Origin of the sequence: Herbaspirillum sp. alder98 (assembly GCF_020179755.1) — a bacterium.
In the GTDB taxonomy this organism is placed as follows: Bacteria; Pseudomonadota; Gammaproteobacteria; order Burkholderiales; family Burkholderiaceae_D; genus Herbaspirillum.
Genome location: NZ_JAIUCY010000016.1, coordinates 16836 through 36844, shown reverse-complemented (window position 1 = coordinate 36844; position 20009 = coordinate 16836). Strand labels below are relative to the sequence as shown.

The following is a 20009-nucleotide window of genomic DNA, read 5'->3' as shown; positions in this document are numbered from 1 at the left end:
CCGACGAAAGAGACCTCATGTTCAAACGCATCCTGATCAATACGCTGCTGGCAGGCGCGGCACTGGCCGCCGGCATCGGCGCCCAGGCCGCCACGCCTGGCGGCACCCTGACCGCCATCCTGCAGCCGGAGCCGGTGATCCTGACCTCGGCCCTCAATACCGCATCGCCTACCGGTTTCTTCAGCGCCAACGTGTTCGACGGCCTGGTGGAATACGACAACGACTTCAAGTTGCGTCCGGCCCTGGCCGAGCGCTGGGAAGTGTCCAGGGACAGCAAGACCCTGACCTTCCACTTGCGCCACGGCGTGAAGTGGCATGACGGCAAACCGTTCACGTCGGCCGACGTCAAATGGACGCTGGAAAACGTGTGGAAGAAGATCCACCCGCGCAACCAGATTATCTTCAGCAAGGTGACCTCGACCGATACGCCGGACGACTACACGGTGGTGATCCATTTCAGCGAACCGTCGCTGGCGGTCTTGAGTTCGCTCAACAGCAATGGCGCGCAGGTGCTGCCCAAGCATCTCTACGAAGGCACCGACATTCTCAATAATCCGTACAACAATAAGCCGGTCGGCACCGGTCCGTTCGTGTTCAAGGAGTGGAGTCGCGGCAACTACATCACGCTTGAGCGCAATCCTGATTATTGGGACCGCGGCAAGCCGTACCTGGATCGCATCGTGTTCAAGATCGTGCCCGATGCAGGCGCTCGCGCCGCCGCGCTGGAAAAAGGCGAAGTGCAATATGCGCCCTTCTCGCCGGTGCCCCTGAAGGATGCCGAGCGGCTGGCCAAGCTGCCGTCGCTGAAGCTGGAGACGCGTGGTTACGACTGGATCTCGCCGTGGCTGTTCGTCGACGTCAATGTCGACAAGCCTTACTTCAAGGATGTGCGGGTGCGCCAGGCGCTGGCCTATGCGATCGACCGCAATGCCTTCAACAAGGTGGTGTGGTACGGCTTCGGCAAGCCCGCCACCAGCCCGGTGGTGTCCACCCTCAAGCAGTTCTATACCAATGACGTGCCGCAGTATGGGTTCGACCCCAAGAAGGCCGAAGCGCTGCTCGACGAGGCAGGTCTCAAGCGCGGCGCCGATGGCGTGCGCCTGCGCATCAATCTCGACTACCTGCCGTATGGCGATGACTTCAAGCGCAGCGGCGAATTCATTCGCGCCGCGTTGAAGCGGGTCGGCATCGAGGTCGCGGTGCGCGCGCAGGATACGCCGACCTTCACCAAGCGCGTCTATGGCGAGCGCGACTATGACCTGTCGGTGGTCTGGTTCGCCGGCTTTGCCGATCCGCTGGTGGGCGTCACCCGCGCCTATTGGAGCGATTCGATCGGCAAGAACATTCCCTGGACCAATGCCTCCGGTTATCGTAGCGCCGAAGCGGACCGCCTGATCCAGCAGGCGCAGGGTTCGGCCGATCAGGCCGAGCGGGTGGCGTTGTTCAAGAAATTCCAGCAGCGGGTGCAGACCGACTTGCCCTCGATCCCGCTGCTTGAGCTGCACTTCTTCACGGTGCAGTCGTCCAGCCTGAAAGACACCGTCTCCGGCGTCGACCAGATCTACAGCTCGCTGAAGAACGCCTGGTTCGACAATGGCGCCAAGGTGGCCAGCGGCGCCGCCGCGCCGGCCCGCTGACCGGATCGGACACGCCATGAGTACCACCGTCAATTACCCGGCCAGGCCGCGCCGTCTGGTACGCCGGGCCGGGCGCCATCTGCTGCAACTGGTTGCGGTGGTGCTGGGCGTGGCCGTGATCAATTTCTTCCTGCTGCGGCTGGCCCCTGGCGATGCTGCCCAGGTGCTGGCCGGCGAGGCCGGCGCGGCCACCCCCGAGTACATGGCCGCGCTGCGCCAGCAGTTCGGGCTCGACCAGCCGCTGCTGGTGCAGTTCGGCAAATACTTGTGGCACCTGCTGCAGTTCGACCTGGGCTATTCGTTCCGCCATGGCATGCCGGTGATTTCGCTCATCGCCGATCGCGTGCCGGCCACGCTGTTGCTGATGGGCGGCGCGATCGGTTTTGCCGCCATCGCCGGCTCGGCCCTGGGCGCGCTGGCGGCGTATCGCGCCGGGGGCCTGGCCGATGTGCTGATCTCGACCCTGGCCTTGCTGTTCTTTGCCACGCCCCTGTTCTGGATCGGACTGATGCTGGTGGTGGTGTTCTCGGTCTGGCTCGACTGGTTGCCGGTGGGCGGCATGTTCACCGTCGAAGCCGGTTACACCGGGCTGGCCCATGTGCTCGACGTGGCACGTCACCTGGTGCTGCCGTCGGTGACCCTGGGACTGTTCTACATGGCGGTCTATACGCGGCTGATGCGCGCCACCATGATCGAGGTGCGACGCCAGGACTTCGTGCGTACCGCCATCGCCAAGGGCGCGCGTGCGCCTCGCGTGCTGATCGTCCACGTGTTGCGCAATGCGCTCTTGCCGCTGGTGACGATGCTGGGCGTGCAGGCCAGTTCCATCGTCGGCGGCGCGGTGCTGGTCGAGACCGTGTTCTCGTGGCCGGGCCTGGGACGCCTGGCGTTCGAGGCGCTGTTCCAGCGCGATTTCAATTTGCTGCTCGGCATTCTGCTGTGCAGCTCGGTGGTGGTGATCGTGGTCAACTGGATCGTCGACGCCGTCTATGTGCGCCTGGATCCGCGCATTCGTCTGGCATGAGGACCGGGTCATGAGCAAATTCTTCAATACCGTGGCCGTGCCGGAAGCGGCGGGTCAGATCGAACCCGCAGTCCCGGCGCGACCATTGGCGGCACGCCGCAACTGGTGGGGACGCCTGCTGCGTTCGCCGTCGGCATTGAGCGGCAGCCTCTTGTTGTTGCTGGTGCTGGGCATGGCGCTGTCGGCCGGCGTCTTGTTTCCCGATGACCCGCTGGACATGGTGGCCGAGCCCTTCATTCATCCTGGCGCCGACGCCGTCTACTGGTTGGGCACCGACATGATGGGGCGCGACCTGCTGGCCGGCATCTTCCATGGCGCGCGGGCGTCGCTGACCATCGCCCTGGTGTCGACCGCGGTGGCCTTGCTGGCCGGGGTCTCGGGGGGCGTGCTGGCCGGTTACTACGGCGGCCGTGCCGATGCGGTGCTGATGCGCGTCACCGAATTCTTCCAGACCATTCCATCGTTCCTGTTCGCGCTGGCCATCGTGGCGGTGGTGCAGCCGACGCTGTTGACGATTGCCTTGGCCATTGGCGTGACGGCCTGGCCCAGCCTGGCGCGACTGGTGCGCGCCGAGGTGCTGCGGCTGCGCCATGGCGAGATGGTGCAGGCCAGCGTGGCGCTGGGCGCCAGTGACGCCCGCATCATCCTGCGCGAGATATTGCCCAATGCGCTCACGCCGATCCTGGTCTCGACCTCGCTGATGGTGGCCACCGCCATTCTCACCGAATCCAGCCTGGCCTTCCTCGGCCTGGGCGACCCCAACGTGGCGAGCTGGGGCAACATGGTCGGCGCCGGCCGTGAAGTGCTGCGCACCGACTGGTTCATCACCACCATTCCCGGCATCGCCATCGTGATCACGGTGCTGGCGCTCAATCTTTTAGGCGACGGGCTGGCCGATGTGCTCGACCCGCGCGACAGACAATAGGAGAACACCCATGGCACGCGTATCCACACTGCTGTCGAAGCAACTGCCGGCAGGCGCCGCGCGCAGCATCTTCGAAGAAGTCGAGAACCACTACGGCGCATTCGGCAACATGCTGGGCGTGCTGGCCCACAAGCCGGCCTCGATCGAACATATCTACGGCCTGCTGCTGGGCTTCGGCGCCGAGGGAAACATCTCGAAGCTGCATCTGGAGATCGTGCTGGTGACGGCCTCCAAGGCCAACGAATGCACTTACTGCGTCTCGCATCACGCACCCAAGCTGCAGGCCGAACACGTGTCGCCAGAGACGGTCGAGCGCATTCTCGACGCCGATGTGCCGGGCCTGGGCCCGGTCGAGCGGCTGGTGCGCGACTATGCCCTGGCGGTGACGCGCCAGCGCGTGGGCGACAGCCTGGTCGAACGCCTGCGTGAGCACTTCGACGAATCGCAGATCGTCGAGCTGACCTTGCGCGCGGCGCTATGCGCCTTCTTCGCCCGCTTCAACGAAGCGCTCGACGTGCAGCTCGAGCCGCAATACCAGGAGCTGGCATGAGCAAGAAAGAGATCCGCCTCAACGCGTTCAACATGAACTGCGTGAACCATATCAACCACGGCCTGTGGACCCATCCGCGGGACCGCTCGCAGGACTACACCGATATCACCTACTGGACCGAGCTGGCGCAGTTGCTGGAACGGGGCAAGTTCGACGGCTTGTTCCTGGCCGATATCGTCGGTGTCTACGACGTCTATCAGAGTTCAGTCGACATCACCCTGCGCGAGTCGATCCAGTTGCCCGTCAACGACCCCTTGCTGCTGGTGTCGGCGATGGCGGCGGCGACCCGGCATCTGGGTTTCGGCGTCACTGCCAACCTGTCCTACGAGGCGCCGTTCCTGTTTGCGCGGCGCATGTCGACGCTGGACCATCTGAGTCGCGGACGCATCGGCTGGAACATCGTCACCGGTTATCTCGACAGCGCCGCGCGCGCCATGGGACTCACCGAACAACTCGAACACGACCAGCGCTACGACCGTGCCGACGAATTCATGGAAGTGGTCTACAAGTTGTGGGAAGGCAGCTGGGAAGATGGCGCCGTGGTACGCGACCGCGCCGGTCGCGTCTATGCCGACCCTTCCCGGGTGCACAAGATCAGGCATAGCGGCGACTACTACAAGGTGGAAGGCATTCACCTCAGCGAGCCGTCGCGGCAGCGCACGCCGGTGTTGTACCAGGCCGGTTCATCCGGGCGCGGGCAGGCGTTCGGCGCCCGCCACGCCGAGTGCGTCTTCATCTCGAGCCAGACCCGTGAGGCCGCCAGCAAGCTGGTGCAGCAAGTGCGCGCCGGCGCCGAGCGGGAAGGGCGCGACCCGGATGCCATCAAGATCTTCATGGGCCTGACCGTGGTGACGGCGGCCACCGAACAACTGGCCCGGGAGAAGTATCGCGAATACGCGCACTACGCCAGCCCCGAAGCCGGCCTCGCGCATTTTTCGGCCGGCACCGGCATCGATTTTTCGCAATACGACCTGGATGAACCGATCCGCCCGGCCAAGACCAACTCGATCGAATCGCTGGTCAAGACGGTGACCAATCCCGACCTGAACTGGACCAAGCGCAAGTTGCTGCAGCAGATGGAACTGGGCGGGCGCTATGCCACCATCGTCGGCTCGCCCACGCAGGTGGCCGACGAACTTGAGGCGTGGGTGGCCGACACCGGCATCGACGGCTTCAACCTGACCCGCACGGTGACCCCGGAGAGCTTCGAGGACTTCATCGACCTGGTGATCCCGGTACTGCAGGAACGCGGCTCCTACAAGCGCGACTATGCCGATGGCAGCCTGCGCGAAAAACTGTTCGGCGGCCACGCCACCTTGCCAGCGCAACACGTGGGCGCGAGTTTTCGCGCCGGCGTCACCGCCTAGGAGAAAGCCATGCAGCCGCTGCTCGAACTACGTGCACTCAGTATCTCCTTTCCCGGCCATGACGCCGTGCGCCGTCTCGACCTGACGATTGCACCCGGCGAGATGCTGGCGCTGGTGGGCGAATCGGGTTGCGGCAAGTCGACCACGGCCTTGTCGTTGCTGGGCTTGCTGGCGCCGAGCGCGCAGGTGTCCGGCCAGATTCATTTCGAGGGACGCGACCTGCTGCAGTTGTCCGAGTCGGAACTGACGGCGCTGCGGGGCAACGCCATCTCGATGATCTTCCAGGAGCCGATGACTTCGCTCAACCCGGTGCTGTCGGTTGGCCAGCAGGTGATCGAGGCGATCCGGCTGCACCAGGACCTGTCGGCTGCGGCCGCGCGCGCACGCGCCATCGAACTGCTGGCGCTGGTGCGCATCCCCGAGCCGCAACGACGCATCGACGATTTTCCGCACCAGTTATCAGGCGGCCAGCGCCAGCGCGTGATGATCGCCATGGCCGTGGCCAACCGGCCGCGCCTGTTGATCGCCGACGAGCCGACCACCGCATTGGATGTGACCATCCAGGCGCAGATTCTCGAACTGCTGGATCAATTGCGCCGCGAGCTGTCGATGGCGGTGCTGTTGATCACGCACGACCTGGGCGTGGTCGAGCAGTGGGCAGATCGGGTGGCGGTGATGGTGGGCGGGGTCAAGGTCGAGCAGGGCAGCAGCGCCGAGTTGTTCGCGCGGCCCCGGCATGCCTACACGCGTGGCTTGCTGGGTGCGTCGCTGCGCATGGAACAGGACATTCACTATCGCCAGCAGCGACTGCCCGAAATCAGGCGCTCGGTCGATGCCGACGGCCAGCAGCAGTTCACCCTCAGCACGCGCGATCACGCGCAGCCGCTGGTGGCCGCCGCCGTGGCCTCCGGCCTGCCGTTGTTGTCGGTGCAGGACTTGCATGTGCGTTACGACACGGCACGCGGATCGGTGCAGGCGGTGCGTGGCGTGTCGTTCGATATCGAGCCCGGCCAGACGGTGGGCCTGGTGGGGGAATCGGGCTGCGGCAAGTCGACGCTGTCGCACGCCATCGTGCGCCTGACCGATGCCGCCAGTGGTCGCATCGTGCTCGATGGCACCGACATCGCGGCACTGGACCGGCGCGCCCTGCGGCCCCATCGGCGACGGGTGCAGATGATCTTCCAGGACCCGTATGCCTCGCTCAATGCACGCCAGTCGGTGGCCGAGATCCTTGACCAGGCGCTGGTGATCCATGCGCTGGGAGACCGCAACGAGCGCCAGCGTCGCATCGCATCGATGATCGATCTGGTGGGCTTGCCGCAGACCGCCCTGCAACGTTATCCGCATCAGTTCTCGGGTGGCCAGCGGCAACGCATCGGCATCGCCCGTGCGCTGATCCTGAGGCCATCGCTGGTGATCTGCGACGAGCCGGTGTCGGCACTGGATGTGTCGGTGCAGGCGCAGATCCTCAATCTGCTGGTCGACCTGCGCCAGGAATTCGGATTGTCTTACCTGTTCATCTCGCACGACCTGTCGGTGGTGCGTTATATCGCCGATCAGGTGCTGGTGATGAATGGCGGCGAGATCGTCGAGCGTGGCGACCACCAGTCGATCTGGCGTCATGCCCGGCATCCGTACACGCGCTCGCTGATTGCCGCCGTGCCGGGCGCGGCGCTGGTACCGGCGACACGAACGGAAGAACCGGAATTGCTGCGCGCCTGACAGCTGATGGTTCGTTAGTCGCGGCCCACATAACCAAGACGGAAAAGATTCGTTCCGCCTGCGCGGCGTCGCCGATACATTGATTCTCTTTTTTAATTGCCAAGAGGGTATCGATGGACATTCGTTGGATCGCACGTAGTGCCAGGTGGCTGGCTGCAGCACTGGGTATGGCAATGGTGGCGTCGGGTCCGGCGCTGGCGGCAGACCGGGTGTTGAAGGTGGGCGTGACCAGTGGCCCGCATGCGCAGATATTCGAGGCGGCCAAGCGCGTCTTCGAGCGCGACAATCCCGGCTACAAGATCCAGATCATCGAATTCAACGACTACATCCAGCCCAACGCGGCACTGGATGCCGGCGAGCTCGACGCCAACAGTTACCAGCATCGCCCTTTCCTCAATGCGCAGGTCAAGGCGCGTGGCTACAAGATCTACGGCACCGGCAACACCATGATCGGACCGATGGCGATCTACTCCAAGAAGTACCGCAAGCTGGCCGATATTCCGGCCGGCGCCCGGATCGGCATTCCCAACGATCCGGCTAACGAAAGCCGCGTGTTGCTGCTGCTGCAAAAGCATGGCCTCCTCAAGCTGCGCGCCGGCATCGATCCGCTGACCGGGGTCAATGCCACGCCCATCGACATCGTCGAGAACCCGAAGAAGTGGAAGTTCATCGAGATCGATGCGGCCCAGCTGCCGCGCACGCTGGACGATCTCGACGCCTCGGCGGTGAACGCCGACTTCGCGGCCAAGGCCGGCCTCAACCCGGCGCGCGACAGCCTGGTGGTCGAAGGCGGTGAAAGCCCGTATGCATGCGTCATCGCCGTACGCGAAAAGGACCGCGACCAGTCATGGTTGCCCAAGCTGGTGAAGGCCTATCAGTCGGACGAGGTGAAGCGCTTCATCGAGACCGAGTTCAAGGGCGGCATCCTGGCGGCCTGGTAATTTTGTCAACTTGATCGCGCGCAGGGCCGCTCCAGGGCGGCCCTGTTGTTTTTTTGCTGAGCCTGCTTGGGGCGGGCTTGGCGAGGCTGCCACGGGCCAGCCGTGCAGCTTGCCGGGCAGCATTGCCGTTACGGCATGGATCGCTTCGTAATATTGATATGGTCGGCAATGCAGCCGGCTCTAGAATCGCCTGAAGCGCAGTCGTTGGGGCAAGCGTGTTTTCAGGTTGGGGATGCGGGGCGATGATCAAGAATGCAAAAGTGGGAACGCGGCTCGGGGCGGGCTTTGCGGTGGTGCTGGTGTTTTCGATGCTGGTGGCCGGGCTCGGTATCTGGCGACTCAAGGCGGTTGCCGGGCAGACCCAGCAGATGATGGATGTGCCGCTCAAGACCGAACGGCTGGTGTCGCAGTGGAATACCTTGCTGCTGATCGCCATCCAGCGCACCACCACCGTGGTCAAGAGCCGCGATACCGAACTCGAGAAGTTCCTGGCGCAAGAGGCGGCTGCCTCCAGCAAGGATTCGGCGCAGACCCTGGCGCAAGTCGAAAAGCTGCTGACGTCCGACGAAGAGCGTCGCTTGCTGGCGGCCATCAATACCTATCGCAAGCAGTTTTTGGCGGTGCGCGACCGCATCTACGCCATCAAGAAAGAGGGCGACGCGCAACAGGTCGAGCAACTCTATGCGCAAGAATATGTGCCGGTGGCCAAGGCCACGCAGGAAGCCATGCGGGCGCTGCTCGACTTCGAGAAGACGCGTATCGATGAGATCGGCCAGCAGGTGCAGGACGTGGCGCATCGCAGCGAGCAGCATATCCTGCTGCTTGAGATATTGATCCTGCTGTCGGGCATTGCCTTTGCGGTGGTGCTCACCCGCAGCATCACACGCCCGGTCGACGTGGCGCTGCAGATATCGCAGCGGGTGGCCAACGGCGACCTGACGCACCGGGGTGAAATCGCCGGCCGCGACGAACTGGGCCAACTGGTGGTGTCGCTGCAAGGCATGAGCCAGCAACTGCATGGCATCGTCGATAGCGTGCGGCATGGCGCCGACAGCATCGCTACCGCCTCGGGCGAAATCGCCAGCGGCAATCTCGACCTGTCGGCCCGTACCGAAGAGCAGGCCGGGGCGCTGGAAGAGACCGCCGCCTCGATCGAGCAACTGACCTCCAGCGTGCGCACCAATTCGGACAATGCGCTGCGCGCCAACCAGCTGGTGACCAACGCCTCGACCATCGCCCAGGATGGCGGCGCGGTGATGAGCGATCTGATCGCCACCATGAACACCATCAATGAGTCGTCCAAGAAGATCGTCGACATCATCAGCGTGATCGATGGCATTGCCTTCCAGACCAACATCCTGGCATTGAACGCCGCAGTGGAAGCGGCGCGGGCCGGCGAGCAGGGGCGTGGCTTCGCGGTGGTGGCTACCGAAGTGCGGGCGCTGGCGCAGCGTTCGGCCGCTGCCGCCAAGGAGATCAAGCAACTGATCGGCGACTCGGTCGACAAGGTCGGCGCCGGTAGCCGCCTGGTCGAACAGGCCGGCAGCACCATGAGCCAGGTGGTCGATAGCGTGCGCGGTGCGCATGCCCTGATGCAGGACATCAGCAGCGCCAGCCGCGAGCAGGCCGACGGCATCGTCCAGGTCAATCAGGCGGTGACGCAGATGGATGGCGTGACGCAGCAGAATGCCGCGCTGGTCGAACAGGCCGCTGCGGCCGCCAAATCGCTGGAAGACCAGGCCGGGGCGCTCAAGCGTGCCGTGGGCTTCTTCAACCTGGGGCCCGGCATGAACGCACTGGATGCGCCGAGCCCGGCTCAGCGGCGGGTCGCACTGGCGTAAGCCACGCAACGCCGGGCCAGCGTTTCGGTGGGATCGACCAGGGTCAGGGTCGATCCGTCGTGATGGGTCCACGGGCCTGAGGGCAACAGCAGGGGCAGCTCGGTGCAGCCCAGGATGATCACTTCGGCGCCCTGTTGCACCAGGTCGTCGAGCGCGGCGCGGATGTCGTCCTGGCATTCGCCCTCGGTGTAGCCGGCCTTCACGCCGTGGCGACCGTAGATGGCATTCATCACTCGTTCCTGCAGGGCTGGCGCCGGTAATAACTGGTCCAGCCCGTGCGCGGCCAGTTCGCGCTGATAGACGCCACTGCCGACCGTGCCCGAGGTCGCCAGCAGGCCGACCCGGGTCAGCTGCGGAAATTGCGTGCGGATGGCTTCGGCAGTGACGGTGAGCATGTTGACGATGGGAATCGCCAGGCTGCCCTGGATCCGCTCGACATAGGCATGCGCCGTGTTGCAGGGAATGGCGATCAGGTCGGCGCCGCCGTCTTCCAGTTTCTTGCAGGTGGCATACAGGGCGATGGTTGGATCGAGGCCGGCGCCGACCAGGTTCTCGGTGCGGTCGGGAATCTGCGGATTCTGTTCGACGTGCACCTTGATGTGATCCTGGTCGCGCGCCGCCGGCGTATTGCGCACGATCTTCTGCATGAAGTCGACCGTGGCGGCAGGTCCCACGCCGCCTACCACGCCAACCTTGAATGGCCGTGTCGCGACATCGTCGTGGCTGGCCGCGACCCGCTCGGCATAGACCTGGTTGCTGTCCACCAGCGGCACCGGCAGCGTTCCCAGCGCATGGGCCACCAGCGCCACCTCGGTCAATCCCGGCAGGATCACATCGACCTGTTGCCCGGCCAGGTCGAGCGCTGCCTGGCGCAGCAGGTCCAGCGGTGCGCCGTCGAGCTGGCCGCGCTTGATGCCATGTTCGCCATAGACGGCTTCGCTGACCAGGTTGCGTCCTTCCTGCAGACGCGGATACACCACTTCGAAGTCGGGCGCGGCGAAGTAGCGCTCGAACAGGCCCGCCTCGCGGGTGAAGTCTGAGGTCAGCACGCCGATGCGCCGGGCATGTGGCATGGCGCTGCGGACGTGATCGAGCAGCGCCGCCATCAGGTTGATGATGGGCAGGGTGGTGTTGGCGGTGAGCTCATCGAGAAAGGTGTGACTGAGAAAGCAGGGCAGCACGATCACATCGATATGGCGCTGCTCGAAGGCGCGGATCAAGTCGAACACGTACAGCTTGCGTTCGGTGGTGGCGCTGCTGCTCGAATGATTGCCCTTGAACGGGTGCTGCTCGAACACCACGTCGGCGCTGTCGGCCATGTTGCGCCGTGCAATCGAACGCATCAGCTTGAAGAACACATCGGCGCTGGCCAGTGGACCGAGTCCGCCGATGACGCCATAGGCGCGACGCGAGGGTGATGGGGTGGGCATGGCGTTCCTGGCTGTGGTTGGCATCGATGGCCCCAGTATGCGCTGCCATGCCGGTGCGCAGCATGCAATGTCGGCATGGCGGTGGTCGCTGTCGATGTGGTTGTCACCGGCACCGATGCCGATCCGGTATGGAATCGGCGGTACTTATAAAGCCGATGCATTGCATGAATTTGATTTATCCCCAGGCGCCGCATAAGATTTGGGCCACCCCTGCACGGCCGGAGCCAGCATGCCAAATATCGAGATGTTCGTGGTCGAAGGTTACAGCGACCAGCAAAAGCAAGCGTTGATCGGCGCATTGACGCAGGCCACCGTCGAGGCCATCGGCGCGCCGGTCGACTCGGTGCGGGTGTGGCTCACCGAGGTGCCGGCGAAGCAGTTCGGCATTGCCGGCAAATCCGTGGCGGCGATTGCTGCCGAACAGGAGTAGGCATGTCCATCATCCAGGTTACGTTCATCGCCGGTCGCACCGATGTGCAAAAGGAGCGCCTGATCGCTGCGCTGACCGATGCCGCCGTCAACACGGTGGGCATCGATCGCGCCGAAGTGCGCGTCATTCTCAAGGATGTTCCCAATACCGATTACGGCATCGCCGGCGAGACTGCCAAGTCGCTGGGCAGGGGTGTCGATCGCCACGGCCGAGCGCCGGGCGAGTCCTGATCGGGATTTTCTTCCGCTTTCATTTGGCTGGTCCGAACAACGTCGTGCTTGTGTTTTGCAGTTTGGACCTTTTCTAAGGGCTCGCTTGGCGGGCCCTTTTTTTGTGTTGGCCGGCGTTGCAAGTCGTCAGGACGACGGTTCAACTCGCCGTCGTCCCGGCGCAGGCCGGGATCCAGCGACTTTGTTTGTGCGTTGGTGACGGTGGAACGACACTGGGTCCTGACTTTCGTCAGGACGACGGTTCAACTCGCCGTCGTCCCGGCGCAGGCCGGGATCCAGCGTCTTTGCTTGTGCATTGGCGGCGGTGGAACGACACTGGGTCCCGACTTTCGTCAGGATGACGGCCGCTAGGGAGAGGAAAGACACTGGGTCCTGACTTTCGTCAGGACGACGGCCGCTAGCGCGGCCGTCGATTAAAATACGCTCCTGTCTGTATTTGCCGCCAACCACGACCAAGGAAAGCATGAGCTTCACCCCCAGCCGTCCCATGGGCTACGCCTGCCTGATCCTGAGCATGTCGTTGGTGGGCGCCTACGTGGCGCTGAGCAAGCCCCTGGTGGCGGCGCTGCCGATGTTCCTGCTGGCCTGGCTGCGGTTCGGTATCGGCGCCATCGCCATGCTGCGCTGGATGAAGAAACCACCCGGCGAGCAAGCGCTCTCGCCGCAGTCGCGCTGGTTGCTGTTTCTTGAATCCTTCCTGGGTAACTTCCTGTTCAGCATCTGCATGATCACCGGGGTGTCGATGACCAGCGCGGTGTCGGCCGGTGTGATCATGTCGGCCATCCCGGCCGTCGTGGCGTTGATGAGCTGGATCTTCCTCAAGGAAAGAATCGGGGCCCGCGTCTGGGGCGCCATCGCCTGCGGCGTACTCGGCATCGGCATGCTGTCGCTGGCCAAGAACCCGCATGCGGCCAGCGGCGTGGCCGCACCGCACGACGCCTGGATCGGCAACCTGTTCGTGTTCGGCGCCGTTCTGTGCGAGGCCGCCTATGCGGTGATCGGCAAGAAGCTGACCTCGGTCTTGAGCCCCAAGCGGATCAGCGCCATCATCAACCTGTGGGGCTTGCTGCTGATGACGCCCATGGGCTTGTACCTGGCCCTGCAATTCGACTTTGGCGCAGTATCGATCGATATCTGGGCCCTGCTGCTGTTCTATGGATTGGCGGCCAGCGTGTGGACCGTCTGGCTGTGGATGACCGGCCTGAAAGTGGTGCCGGCCGGCCGCGCCGGCGTATTTACCGTGATGCTGCCGATCAGCACCGCCATCGTCGGCGTGGTCGCATTGGGCGAGAGCCTGAGCTGGCTGCAGGCATCGGCCTTCGCCGTGGCGCTGGCAGGGATGTTGCTGGCGACCGCGCCAACGCGCTCGGCGCCGACTTTGAATCAACGAGAAAGATCATGAATAAACCCAAGCGACCCACCGCCAAACCAGCCGCCAAGCCGGCCGGACCTGCCCGCGACAAGCCGCGCACCCATGTCGCCACCGACGCCTCGCGCCGGCGCCAGCAAAATGCACACGCCGCCAGCAACGACCTGGATGAAGACGAGGAACGGGTGCGCCAGTTGGCCGCACTGGCCACGGCGGTCGCTGCCGGCACGGTGGCCGACGATGGGCAACGGGTCGGTCAGTCTGACCTGGAACGCATGATCCGCAATTGCCTGCGCCAGCGTGATGACGAAACGCTCTACGAGGCGCTGGAGCAATTGCGCTTCGAAGACCAGCGCGGCCATTCCCTGTTGCGCCAGACGGTCGAGGATGCGGCCGACATGCTGCTGCTGCGCCGCGGCGAGCGCGAGCTCGAAATCAATGCCTTCCTGATTCCCTTGCTGGTGCGCACCAGGGGGGGATTGCAGGCGTCGCGGGTGCTGGCCGACGGCGAGAGCTTCGACACCTTGCGCAACAGCCTGCAGCAAGCCGGGCTGGAAAGCGAACGGGCCCGCGTGGTGCTGGTGCATCACCTGTACCACCCCGAAGAGATCGATGCGATCAGCTATAGCGAACTGGAAGCGATGAACCGCGATGCGTTTGCCTCGCTGACCGACCGCAAGGTGATGAGCGTGCCTGCCATCGAGCGCAGCATGCGCGGCTGGCCTGAGGCCGGCTTTGGCGCCGATGACGAAGTGCTGGAGTTGCGCTTCCTGCTCGGATTCTCGCTCAAGGAACTGGATGATCCGTTCTACAGGATACCGACCGACGAGGCTGCCGCAGATGCCTATTTCGAGCAGCGCGCCGAACGTTTCCGCGCCTGGTCGGGCGCACAGTCGGGCCTGATGCGCCAGTGCCTGACCGGCAGCGGCGAGGCCGATGCATGCGATCTGCACTTCCTGTATCAGGACTTGTTCCACGGCGCCAAGCAGGCCGGCAATGCCGAATATCGCATGCTGCAGATGTTGTCCGAGCTGGAGCAGGGCCTGGCCGCAGCGGGCGCGGCAGCAGCCGATGCCCGCGCCGTGCTGGCGATTGCCGATGACGCCGGCGACGCCATCCTGCAGGTGCAGTTGCGCCGTGCCGACGCGGTGCTGGCCAGCGCATCGCACTTGCTCGATGGCGACCTGCAGGAGCAGTTGTTCGACGCCGCCGAATCGCTGGCGTCGCTGGGCGTGACCGAGTTCAAGCTGGCCGATGGCTTCGGCGATGATGGCAGCGTCCTGCGCGAGCGGGCCTGGCCGACGGCTTGAGTGTGGCTTAGTTCAGCAGCGCCTGCAGGCTCACACCCTTGGGCTGGCAGCGAAAATACAGTTCAACCTGCATCGGGCGCCAGCCGCGCACCAGTTGACGGAGGTCGGCATTCATCTGCTGCCGGCCGCAGAAGTCATTGGCTTTTTCCTTGGCTGCCGCGGTCAATGCCGGGATCGACATGGTGTAGCTCACGCCGGTGGCGCTGACCATGTAGAGCTCGCGCTCGTCGCTGCTGACTTCGGTGAAATTGGCGCAGCCCGACATCGCCAGTGCGCACACCGCAATGAGCCCGCCGACGCCGCGGCGTCGCAATGTTTGCGTGGTTTGCATGAGATCCCCCTCTTGCCATGATGCTGCAGTCGGTCACGGCATTATTGCCATGTGGAACCGAAATGCAGGTTCACAGCGTAAGGCGGGCACGCGCTGGCGTGGCGGCTTCTTACCCGGATTTACCCGGATTGGGTGGCTGTTAAAGCGCGGTTCGGGCAGACGTGTTCTGGTCGCCGGCGGTCATCTTGAAGATGCCTTGCGCATTGCCGCTGTCGAAACTCAGGTCGAGTCGTTCGACCCCTTGCTCATCGATATACCGGGCGCGCGAGATGAATTCGTAGAACGAACCCGGCACCGTCTTTTGCACCACGTTGCCCTGTTCATCGCGCATCGGGCGCACGACCGTGCAGGCGCGATAGGCGGTCTGCCGCACGCGCCCGTTGCGCGAGACCTCGATCTTGTCCTTCATCGGCCGGCCCAGCGCGCGCTGGTGCGCGGCCACCGCTTCCACGTCTGCCACGCGATCGGTGGCATGGTTGAAGACGTTGCCTTCGGTGGCGATCCAGGCCATCTCGGCCGATTCGCCACGCAACAGTTCATAGTCGGCCAGCGTCGGCAGTTCGTGCTGCCGCTCGAAGCACGACAGCAATACCGGCAACAGGCCCTGGGCCGCCGCCATCGGCAGTTGCCCGGCCTGCTCCAGTTGCGCCAGCAGCGCCTGGGCATCGGCATCGAGCGGGTCGAGCGAGGTGCCGACCACGCGTGCGACGGCGGCCTGGAATTCGGGCGAGAACTGGTCGGCGTGCAATTCGCTGACAAAGAACTGGGCGATCTCTTCGGGCGCATCGGCATGGCCGTAGGTGCGCCCGGTCATGCGCAGGCGTTCCAGCGGATACAAGCCGTTCTGAACATATCCCAGCGGTCGCAGTATGCGCACGATCGCTTCCGAGCCGGCCGGCAACAACCCGGTGTTCCCGGCCAGCACGGTGCGCAGTGCGCCATGATCGAAGTGCATCCGCTGGTCCGCCTGCATGGCGTCGGCCACATAGGCCTTGGCATCGGGCACCTCGCGCAGCAGCTTTTCGAACAGCAGCATATTGAGCGCCTGTGCCAGTTCGAGGCGGCTGACCTGCTCGCCTGCGGCTTGCAGCGTACAGGCGGGAACGTGCAGCGCGCGCAGCAGAAAGGCGATCTGCTGCTGCGAGCGATGCGCGTCCAGCAAACGGATCAGGCCCGAATCGGTCACGGCGCTATCGTCATGCTGCCAGCGATGCTGGTCGGCTGCCACTGATGTCATGCTGGTCTCCCTGGGATGCGATGCCGTCAGTGTACCTCCGCTCTGCATAGGCGCGCCCGAAGCGATTGGCGAGCAGGTCGGGCAGGGCGATCCGTTCCTGGGCGATGAAGCCGCGCTGCGGCAGCTTGCCGGCCGCGAACAGGTCGATGGCCGCACAGACGCCCGCCGCAGTGGTGATCTGGATAGCGCTCTCGTCGGCGCTGGCAAACACCTTGCGACTGAATGCCCGTTGCACATACTGGCCGTTGTGATGGCCGCTGACGGTGACCAATACCAGCACCAGGTCCTGCAGCGTGGCGGGTACGGCCGCGCGCAGGATGTCCTTGAGCAGTTGCGGGCGTTCTTTCAGGCGCAGCTCATGCAACAGGAAGTGCAAGCGGTCGCGATGGCCGGGATAGCGCACCGACTTGTAGTCGAGATTGCTGGTGCGCCCGGCCAGGGTAGTGCACAGGGTGCCCAGTCCGCCGGAGGTATTGAAGGCTTCGTACTCGACGCCGTCGATCGAGAAATGCTCCAGGCCTTCCAGCGGTTGCAGCTGTTGCAGCACGCCGTCGCGGATCGCCTCGCACGGATGGCAATACTCGTTGACCAGGCCATCCACGCTCCAGGTCAGGTTGTACTTGATTTCGTTGGTGGGATATTGCGGCAGCGCGCCGACCCGCATCTTGATGTCGACGACGTCCTCGAACCCCTGCGCCAGGTGATGCGCGGCGATGCCGACGAAGCCGGGCGCCAGTCCGCACTGCGGCATGAAGGCGGTGTCCGCGTCCTGCGCCAGTTGCATGATGCGGCGCGTGGCGTGCACATCCTCGGTGAGATCGAAGTAGTGGGTGCCTGCCGCGCGCGCGGCTTCGGCCATGGCGATGGCCATATGGTAGGGCAGGGCATTGATGACGGCGTCGTGCGCTTGCAGCACTTCCTGCAATTGATGCGCGTCGTCGAGCGCCAGCGTCATGGTCGTCAGACCCAGCTGCTGCAATGGCGCCAGCGCCTGGGGATCACGGTCGGCAACGGTGACCTGATGGTCGCCGCACCCGTGCAGGCGGCGTGCAATGGCACGCCCGATATGGCCGGAGCCTAGTAACAATATCTTCATGGTCGCTCCCTTTGGGTTGTCCTTGTTGGCATTCTAGGGAGCGGCGATGACGATAAAAAGACCAAGATTGACGTCGGGATGATGTGTTTATCGTCATTTTGTATGATTCACCACTACATAACGTCATATCAGGATGATTCCCATCGTCCGGGATCATGCCGTTCAATGATCCGTTGGAGAGCGAATTTCATCATGCGGCCAGCGCATTTGCCTGCTGTGCTGGGCTAAAATCGTCGGCGTCGTCCGGTCACAGTCCGGACATATTTCTCAAGCGCGCCACAGCGCCATCCGCCAACCAGGGAGAATCATGACCAACCGCCGCACCTTCATCGCCAATGTCGCCGGCCTCGCCGCCGTGTCCGTATTCCCCAGCGTTTTCGCCCAGGCGACAGCACCGGGTTCGACTGAAGCCACCTTCGCCCGCATTCAGCGCACCAAGACCTTGCGCATCGGCGCCGTGCGCGGTGCAGCGCCTTACTACAACCGTGACCTGGCCAGCGGCGAATGGGGCGGCTTCATGATCGATTTCGCCAAGAGCCTGGCGACCAGCCTCAACGTCAAGCTCGAAATCACCGAGACCACCTGGGGCAACTCGGTGCTGGACCTGCAGACCCGCAAGATCGATGTGTTCTTCGGCATGAATCCGACGCCTGCGCGTCGTGAGGTGATCGGCTTTACGGAACCGCTGTTCCAGAACGCCTTCACCATCGTCTCCAAGAAGGAATACAAGACCTGGGCCGAGCTCAACAAGCCGGAAATCAAGATCGGTGTCGACATCGGTTCGTCGCACGACCAGATGATCTCGCGCGTGTGCCCCAACGCCACCATCGTGCGCCTGGAAAAGGCCGATGACGTGACGCTGGCATTGCAGACCGGTCGCATCGATGCACAGGTGCTGGTCTGGTTGCTGTCGCTGAATGTGCTGAAGAAGAACCCGGCGCTGGGCAAGATGTATGTGCCGCTGCCGCTGGAAGCGACTTCCACCAACATCGGCGTGCCCAAGGAAGACGACAAGGCCTGGGTCGAGACCGTCAACAAGTGGATCGTGGCCGAACGCACTGCCGGCAAGATCAAGCCGACCGTGCTGGGCAACCTGCAGAAGCTGTCGGGCGTGAAGCCGGAAGACGTGCCACCGCAGATTCCGCTGTAATACCTGGTAGTTGCGAGACGCAGAAAAGCTTGCCGTGACCGGCAAGCTTTTTTTTCGGCCCGAGGCAGGTCAGTGGTGGGTGCGCACCAAGGTCATCAATACCGCGACCAGCGCTGCTGCCGCCAGCCAAAGCATCAATACCATCGTCGGATTTTTGAGGAGCTTGTGCATATTGGCCATGGCGATCAGTGTGAGGACACGCTTGTATCCTAGAGGCAATGCGACGCTCGTTGTATCAGGATATTCCCGAATTTCATCGGCCTTTCGGTCGTTGTTCAGTGATAGGACATGGTAAATGACGCCGCCGCATCGGCGCGGCCGGGAACCACTGCGTAGGCGGTCTGGATATAGCGTGCCGTAAATGGCAAATCAATGACGCTCTCGCCGCCCTGGTGGACGTTCAGCACGATCTGTCCCTGGTTACCCGGCGCTGATGAATCCCGTCCGTAGCGCACCGGAGCATTGTTATGAAGAATCTGCACGCCCAGGCCGGTGGCGGACGAGTGTGCGCTCAGTGACAGGATATTGCTGCGATTGCCAGGATTGCGTATGTCGGAGAAGGTGATGCCGAGTCGGGCGGGGGTGCCGCTGCAACGCAACTGCAACTTGAAAGCAACCGGATTGCTGGTGCTGTAGCGGCCGGTAAAGGCCGTTGTGGACAGACTGCCGGTGGACGTCATCCTGACCGCCACATTCTGTGTGGTGACCGTGCAGGTAGGGGTGACGATGGCCACCGGGTTGGTGACGAACGAGATGCGGGCAGGCGAAATGGGGAGGATGTGCGTATGGTCTTCGTCCGCGCCCAGGGGGACGCCCTGCATGACGGTCATGGCGCTGAGCAGCCCGGCTGTGATGGGCCCGGTCTTGACCAGCGCCACGAAGACCTGACTGCCCACGTCCGTGGGCGGGGCGCTGGCACACGCGCCGCCGACGATCGTGTTGCTGCTGCCGCCAGTCCAGCCAGACCAGCCGCAGGGGCCGTTGAACCAGCGATGGACCAGCGCCACGCCGACGCCGGCGAGGTTGGTGTTCCATACGATGATGTCGGGCTGAGCACCGGTGTGAAACGCGACCCGTACCGTCGAGTCGGTCAAGAACCGGGTGTCTCCGCCCATGCCGTTGGCAAAGTCCGCCCAGCAGGAAAAATAGTTAGAGATCTCCGCACTGACCACCCACGGGCTCAGCAGGGTGCCGGGGCTGGCATCATTGCTCGCTGTAACGGTAGTGGGCAGACTCAGCGTGGCGGTTCTGTTGCCGCCGTCGCACTGCGCCGCTGCGGCGCCACTCGACAGCAGAGCGAGTGCGCCAACCTGCAACTTCAACCAGTGTTTCAAAGCGCGTACCTGAAGATTTTCATGACGACTCTCCCGGAGACATGACGTGACAAAGTATGCAGAGATGCTAATGAAATCCGCCATG

17 protein-coding genes and 1 pseudogene are annotated in these 20009 nt (G+C 63.8%); 13 read left to right on the top strand and 5 right to left on the bottom strand.

Annotated elements, in window-relative coordinates; all coding sequences use genetic code 11:
* Positions 1-17: 17 nt before the first annotated feature.
* From LBW87_RS23090 to LBW87_RS23055, 8 genes are all read left to right on the top strand, one after another.
* Positions 18-1637, top strand: coding sequence for an ABC transporter substrate-binding protein (locus tag LBW87_RS23090; protein ID WP_225203828.1), 1620 nt, complete (start codon positions 18-20; stop codon positions 1635-1637).
* Positions 1638-1653: 16 nt separating this feature from the next.
* Positions 1654-2661: an ABC transporter permease gene (locus tag LBW87_RS23085; RefSeq protein WP_225203827.1), complete on the top strand. Its 1008-nt coding sequence runs from the start codon at positions 1654-1656 to the stop codon at positions 2659-2661.
* Between the two features lie 10 nt (positions 2662-2671).
* Positions 2672-3586, top strand: coding sequence for an ABC transporter permease (locus LBW87_RS23080; protein ID WP_225203826.1), 915 nt, complete (start codon positions 2672-2674; stop codon positions 3584-3586).
* Between the two features lie 10 nt (positions 3587-3596).
* Positions 3597-4136, top strand: coding sequence for a carboxymuconolactone decarboxylase family protein (locus tag LBW87_RS23075; protein WP_225203825.1), 540 nt, complete (start codon positions 3597-3599; stop codon positions 4134-4136).
* A complete protein-coding gene (locus tag LBW87_RS23070) occupies positions 4133-5503 on the top strand; it encodes an LLM class flavin-dependent oxidoreductase (protein WP_225203824.1) in 1371 nt (456 codons plus the stop codon). The genes LBW87_RS23075 and LBW87_RS23070 overlap by 4 nt, the downstream gene beginning before the upstream one ends.
* A gap of 9 nt (positions 5504-5512) precedes the next feature.
* The gene (locus tag LBW87_RS23065; RefSeq protein ID WP_225203823.1) at positions 5513-7225 is read left to right on the top strand and encodes an ABC transporter ATP-binding protein; all 1713 of its coding nucleotides are present in this window, start codon (positions 5513-5515) and stop codon (positions 7223-7225) included.
* Positions 7226-7338: 113 nt separating this feature from the next.
* Positions 7339-8166: a MetQ/NlpA family ABC transporter substrate-binding protein gene (locus tag LBW87_RS23060; RefSeq protein WP_225203822.1), complete on the top strand. Its 828-nt coding sequence runs from the start codon at positions 7339-7341 to the stop codon at positions 8164-8166.
* Positions 8167-8408: 242 nt separating this feature from the next.
* Positions 8409-10007, top strand: coding sequence for a methyl-accepting chemotaxis protein (locus LBW87_RS23055; RefSeq protein ID WP_225203821.1), 1599 nt, complete (start codon positions 8409-8411; stop codon positions 10005-10007).
* On the opposite strand, the gene LBW87_RS23050 is transcribed toward LBW87_RS23055, so the two are convergent.
* The gene (locus LBW87_RS23050; RefSeq protein ID WP_225203820.1) at positions 9983-11437 is read right to left on the bottom strand and encodes an aspartate/glutamate racemase family protein; all 1455 of its coding nucleotides are present in this window, start codon (positions 11435-11437) and stop codon (positions 9983-9985) included. The two genes, LBW87_RS23055 and LBW87_RS23050, sit on opposite strands and share 25 nt — an antisense overlap.
* A gap of 229 nt (positions 11438-11666) precedes the next feature.
* Between LBW87_RS23050 and LBW87_RS23045 the strand changes: the two genes are divergently transcribed.
* The 4 genes from LBW87_RS23045 (at position 11667) to LBW87_RS23030 (ending at position 14776) form a co-directional block, all read left to right on the top strand.
* Complete coding sequence (locus tag LBW87_RS23045) at positions 11667-11867, top strand: tautomerase family protein (RefSeq protein ID WP_225203819.1); 201 nt, start codon at positions 11667-11669, stop codon at positions 11865-11867.
* 2 nt (positions 11868-11869) lie between these two features.
* On the top strand, positions 11870-12097 hold the full coding sequence (locus tag LBW87_RS23040; RefSeq protein WP_225203818.1) for a tautomerase family protein: 228 nt from the start codon (positions 11870-11872) through the stop codon (positions 12095-12097).
* Between the two features lie 463 nt (positions 12098-12560).
* Entirely contained in the window at positions 12561-13499 is a 939-nt protein-coding gene (locus LBW87_RS23035) for a DMT family transporter (protein WP_225203817.1), read from the top strand.
* Positions 13496-14776: a DUF2863 family protein gene (locus LBW87_RS23030; protein ID WP_225203816.1), complete on the top strand. Its 1281-nt coding sequence runs from the start codon at positions 13496-13498 to the stop codon at positions 14774-14776. Before LBW87_RS23035 ends, LBW87_RS23030 begins: the two co-directional genes overlap by 4 nt.
* Positions 14777-14783: 7 nt before the next feature.
* Here the strand turns inward: LBW87_RS23030 and LBW87_RS23025 are convergent, their stop codons facing one another.
* The 3 genes and pseudogenes from LBW87_RS23025 to LBW87_RS23015 form a co-directional block, all read right to left on the bottom strand.
* The gene (locus LBW87_RS23025) at positions 14784-15107 is read right to left on the bottom strand and encodes a hypothetical protein (protein WP_225203815.1); all 324 of its coding nucleotides are present in this window, start codon (positions 15105-15107) and stop codon (positions 14784-14786) included.
* Between the two features lie 139 nt (positions 15108-15246).
* Positions 15247-16344, bottom strand: coding sequence for a DUF1338 domain-containing protein (locus LBW87_RS23020; protein WP_225203814.1), 1098 nt, complete (start codon positions 16342-16344; stop codon positions 15247-15249).
* Positions 16304-17452: pseudogene (locus LBW87_RS23015) on the bottom strand (saccharopine dehydrogenase NADP-binding domain-containing protein); the annotation flags it as partial. The gene LBW87_RS23020 and the pseudogene LBW87_RS23015, both read right to left, overlap by 41 nt.
* 295 nt (positions 17453-17747) lie before the next feature.
* Between LBW87_RS23015 and LBW87_RS23010 the strand changes: the two are divergent.
* Positions 17748-18590: a transporter substrate-binding domain-containing protein gene (locus tag LBW87_RS23010; protein WP_225203812.1), complete on the top strand. Its 843-nt coding sequence runs from the start codon at positions 17748-17750 to the stop codon at positions 18588-18590.
* Between the two features lie 275 nt (positions 18591-18865).
* Here the strand turns inward: LBW87_RS23010 and LBW87_RS23005 are convergent, their stop codons facing one another.
* Positions 18866-20008 (bottom strand): fimbrial protein, encoded by a 1143-nt coding sequence (locus LBW87_RS23005; RefSeq protein ID WP_225203811.1) that lies wholly within the window; start codon positions 20006-20008, stop codon positions 18866-18868.
* Position 20009 lies beyond the last annotated feature (1 nt).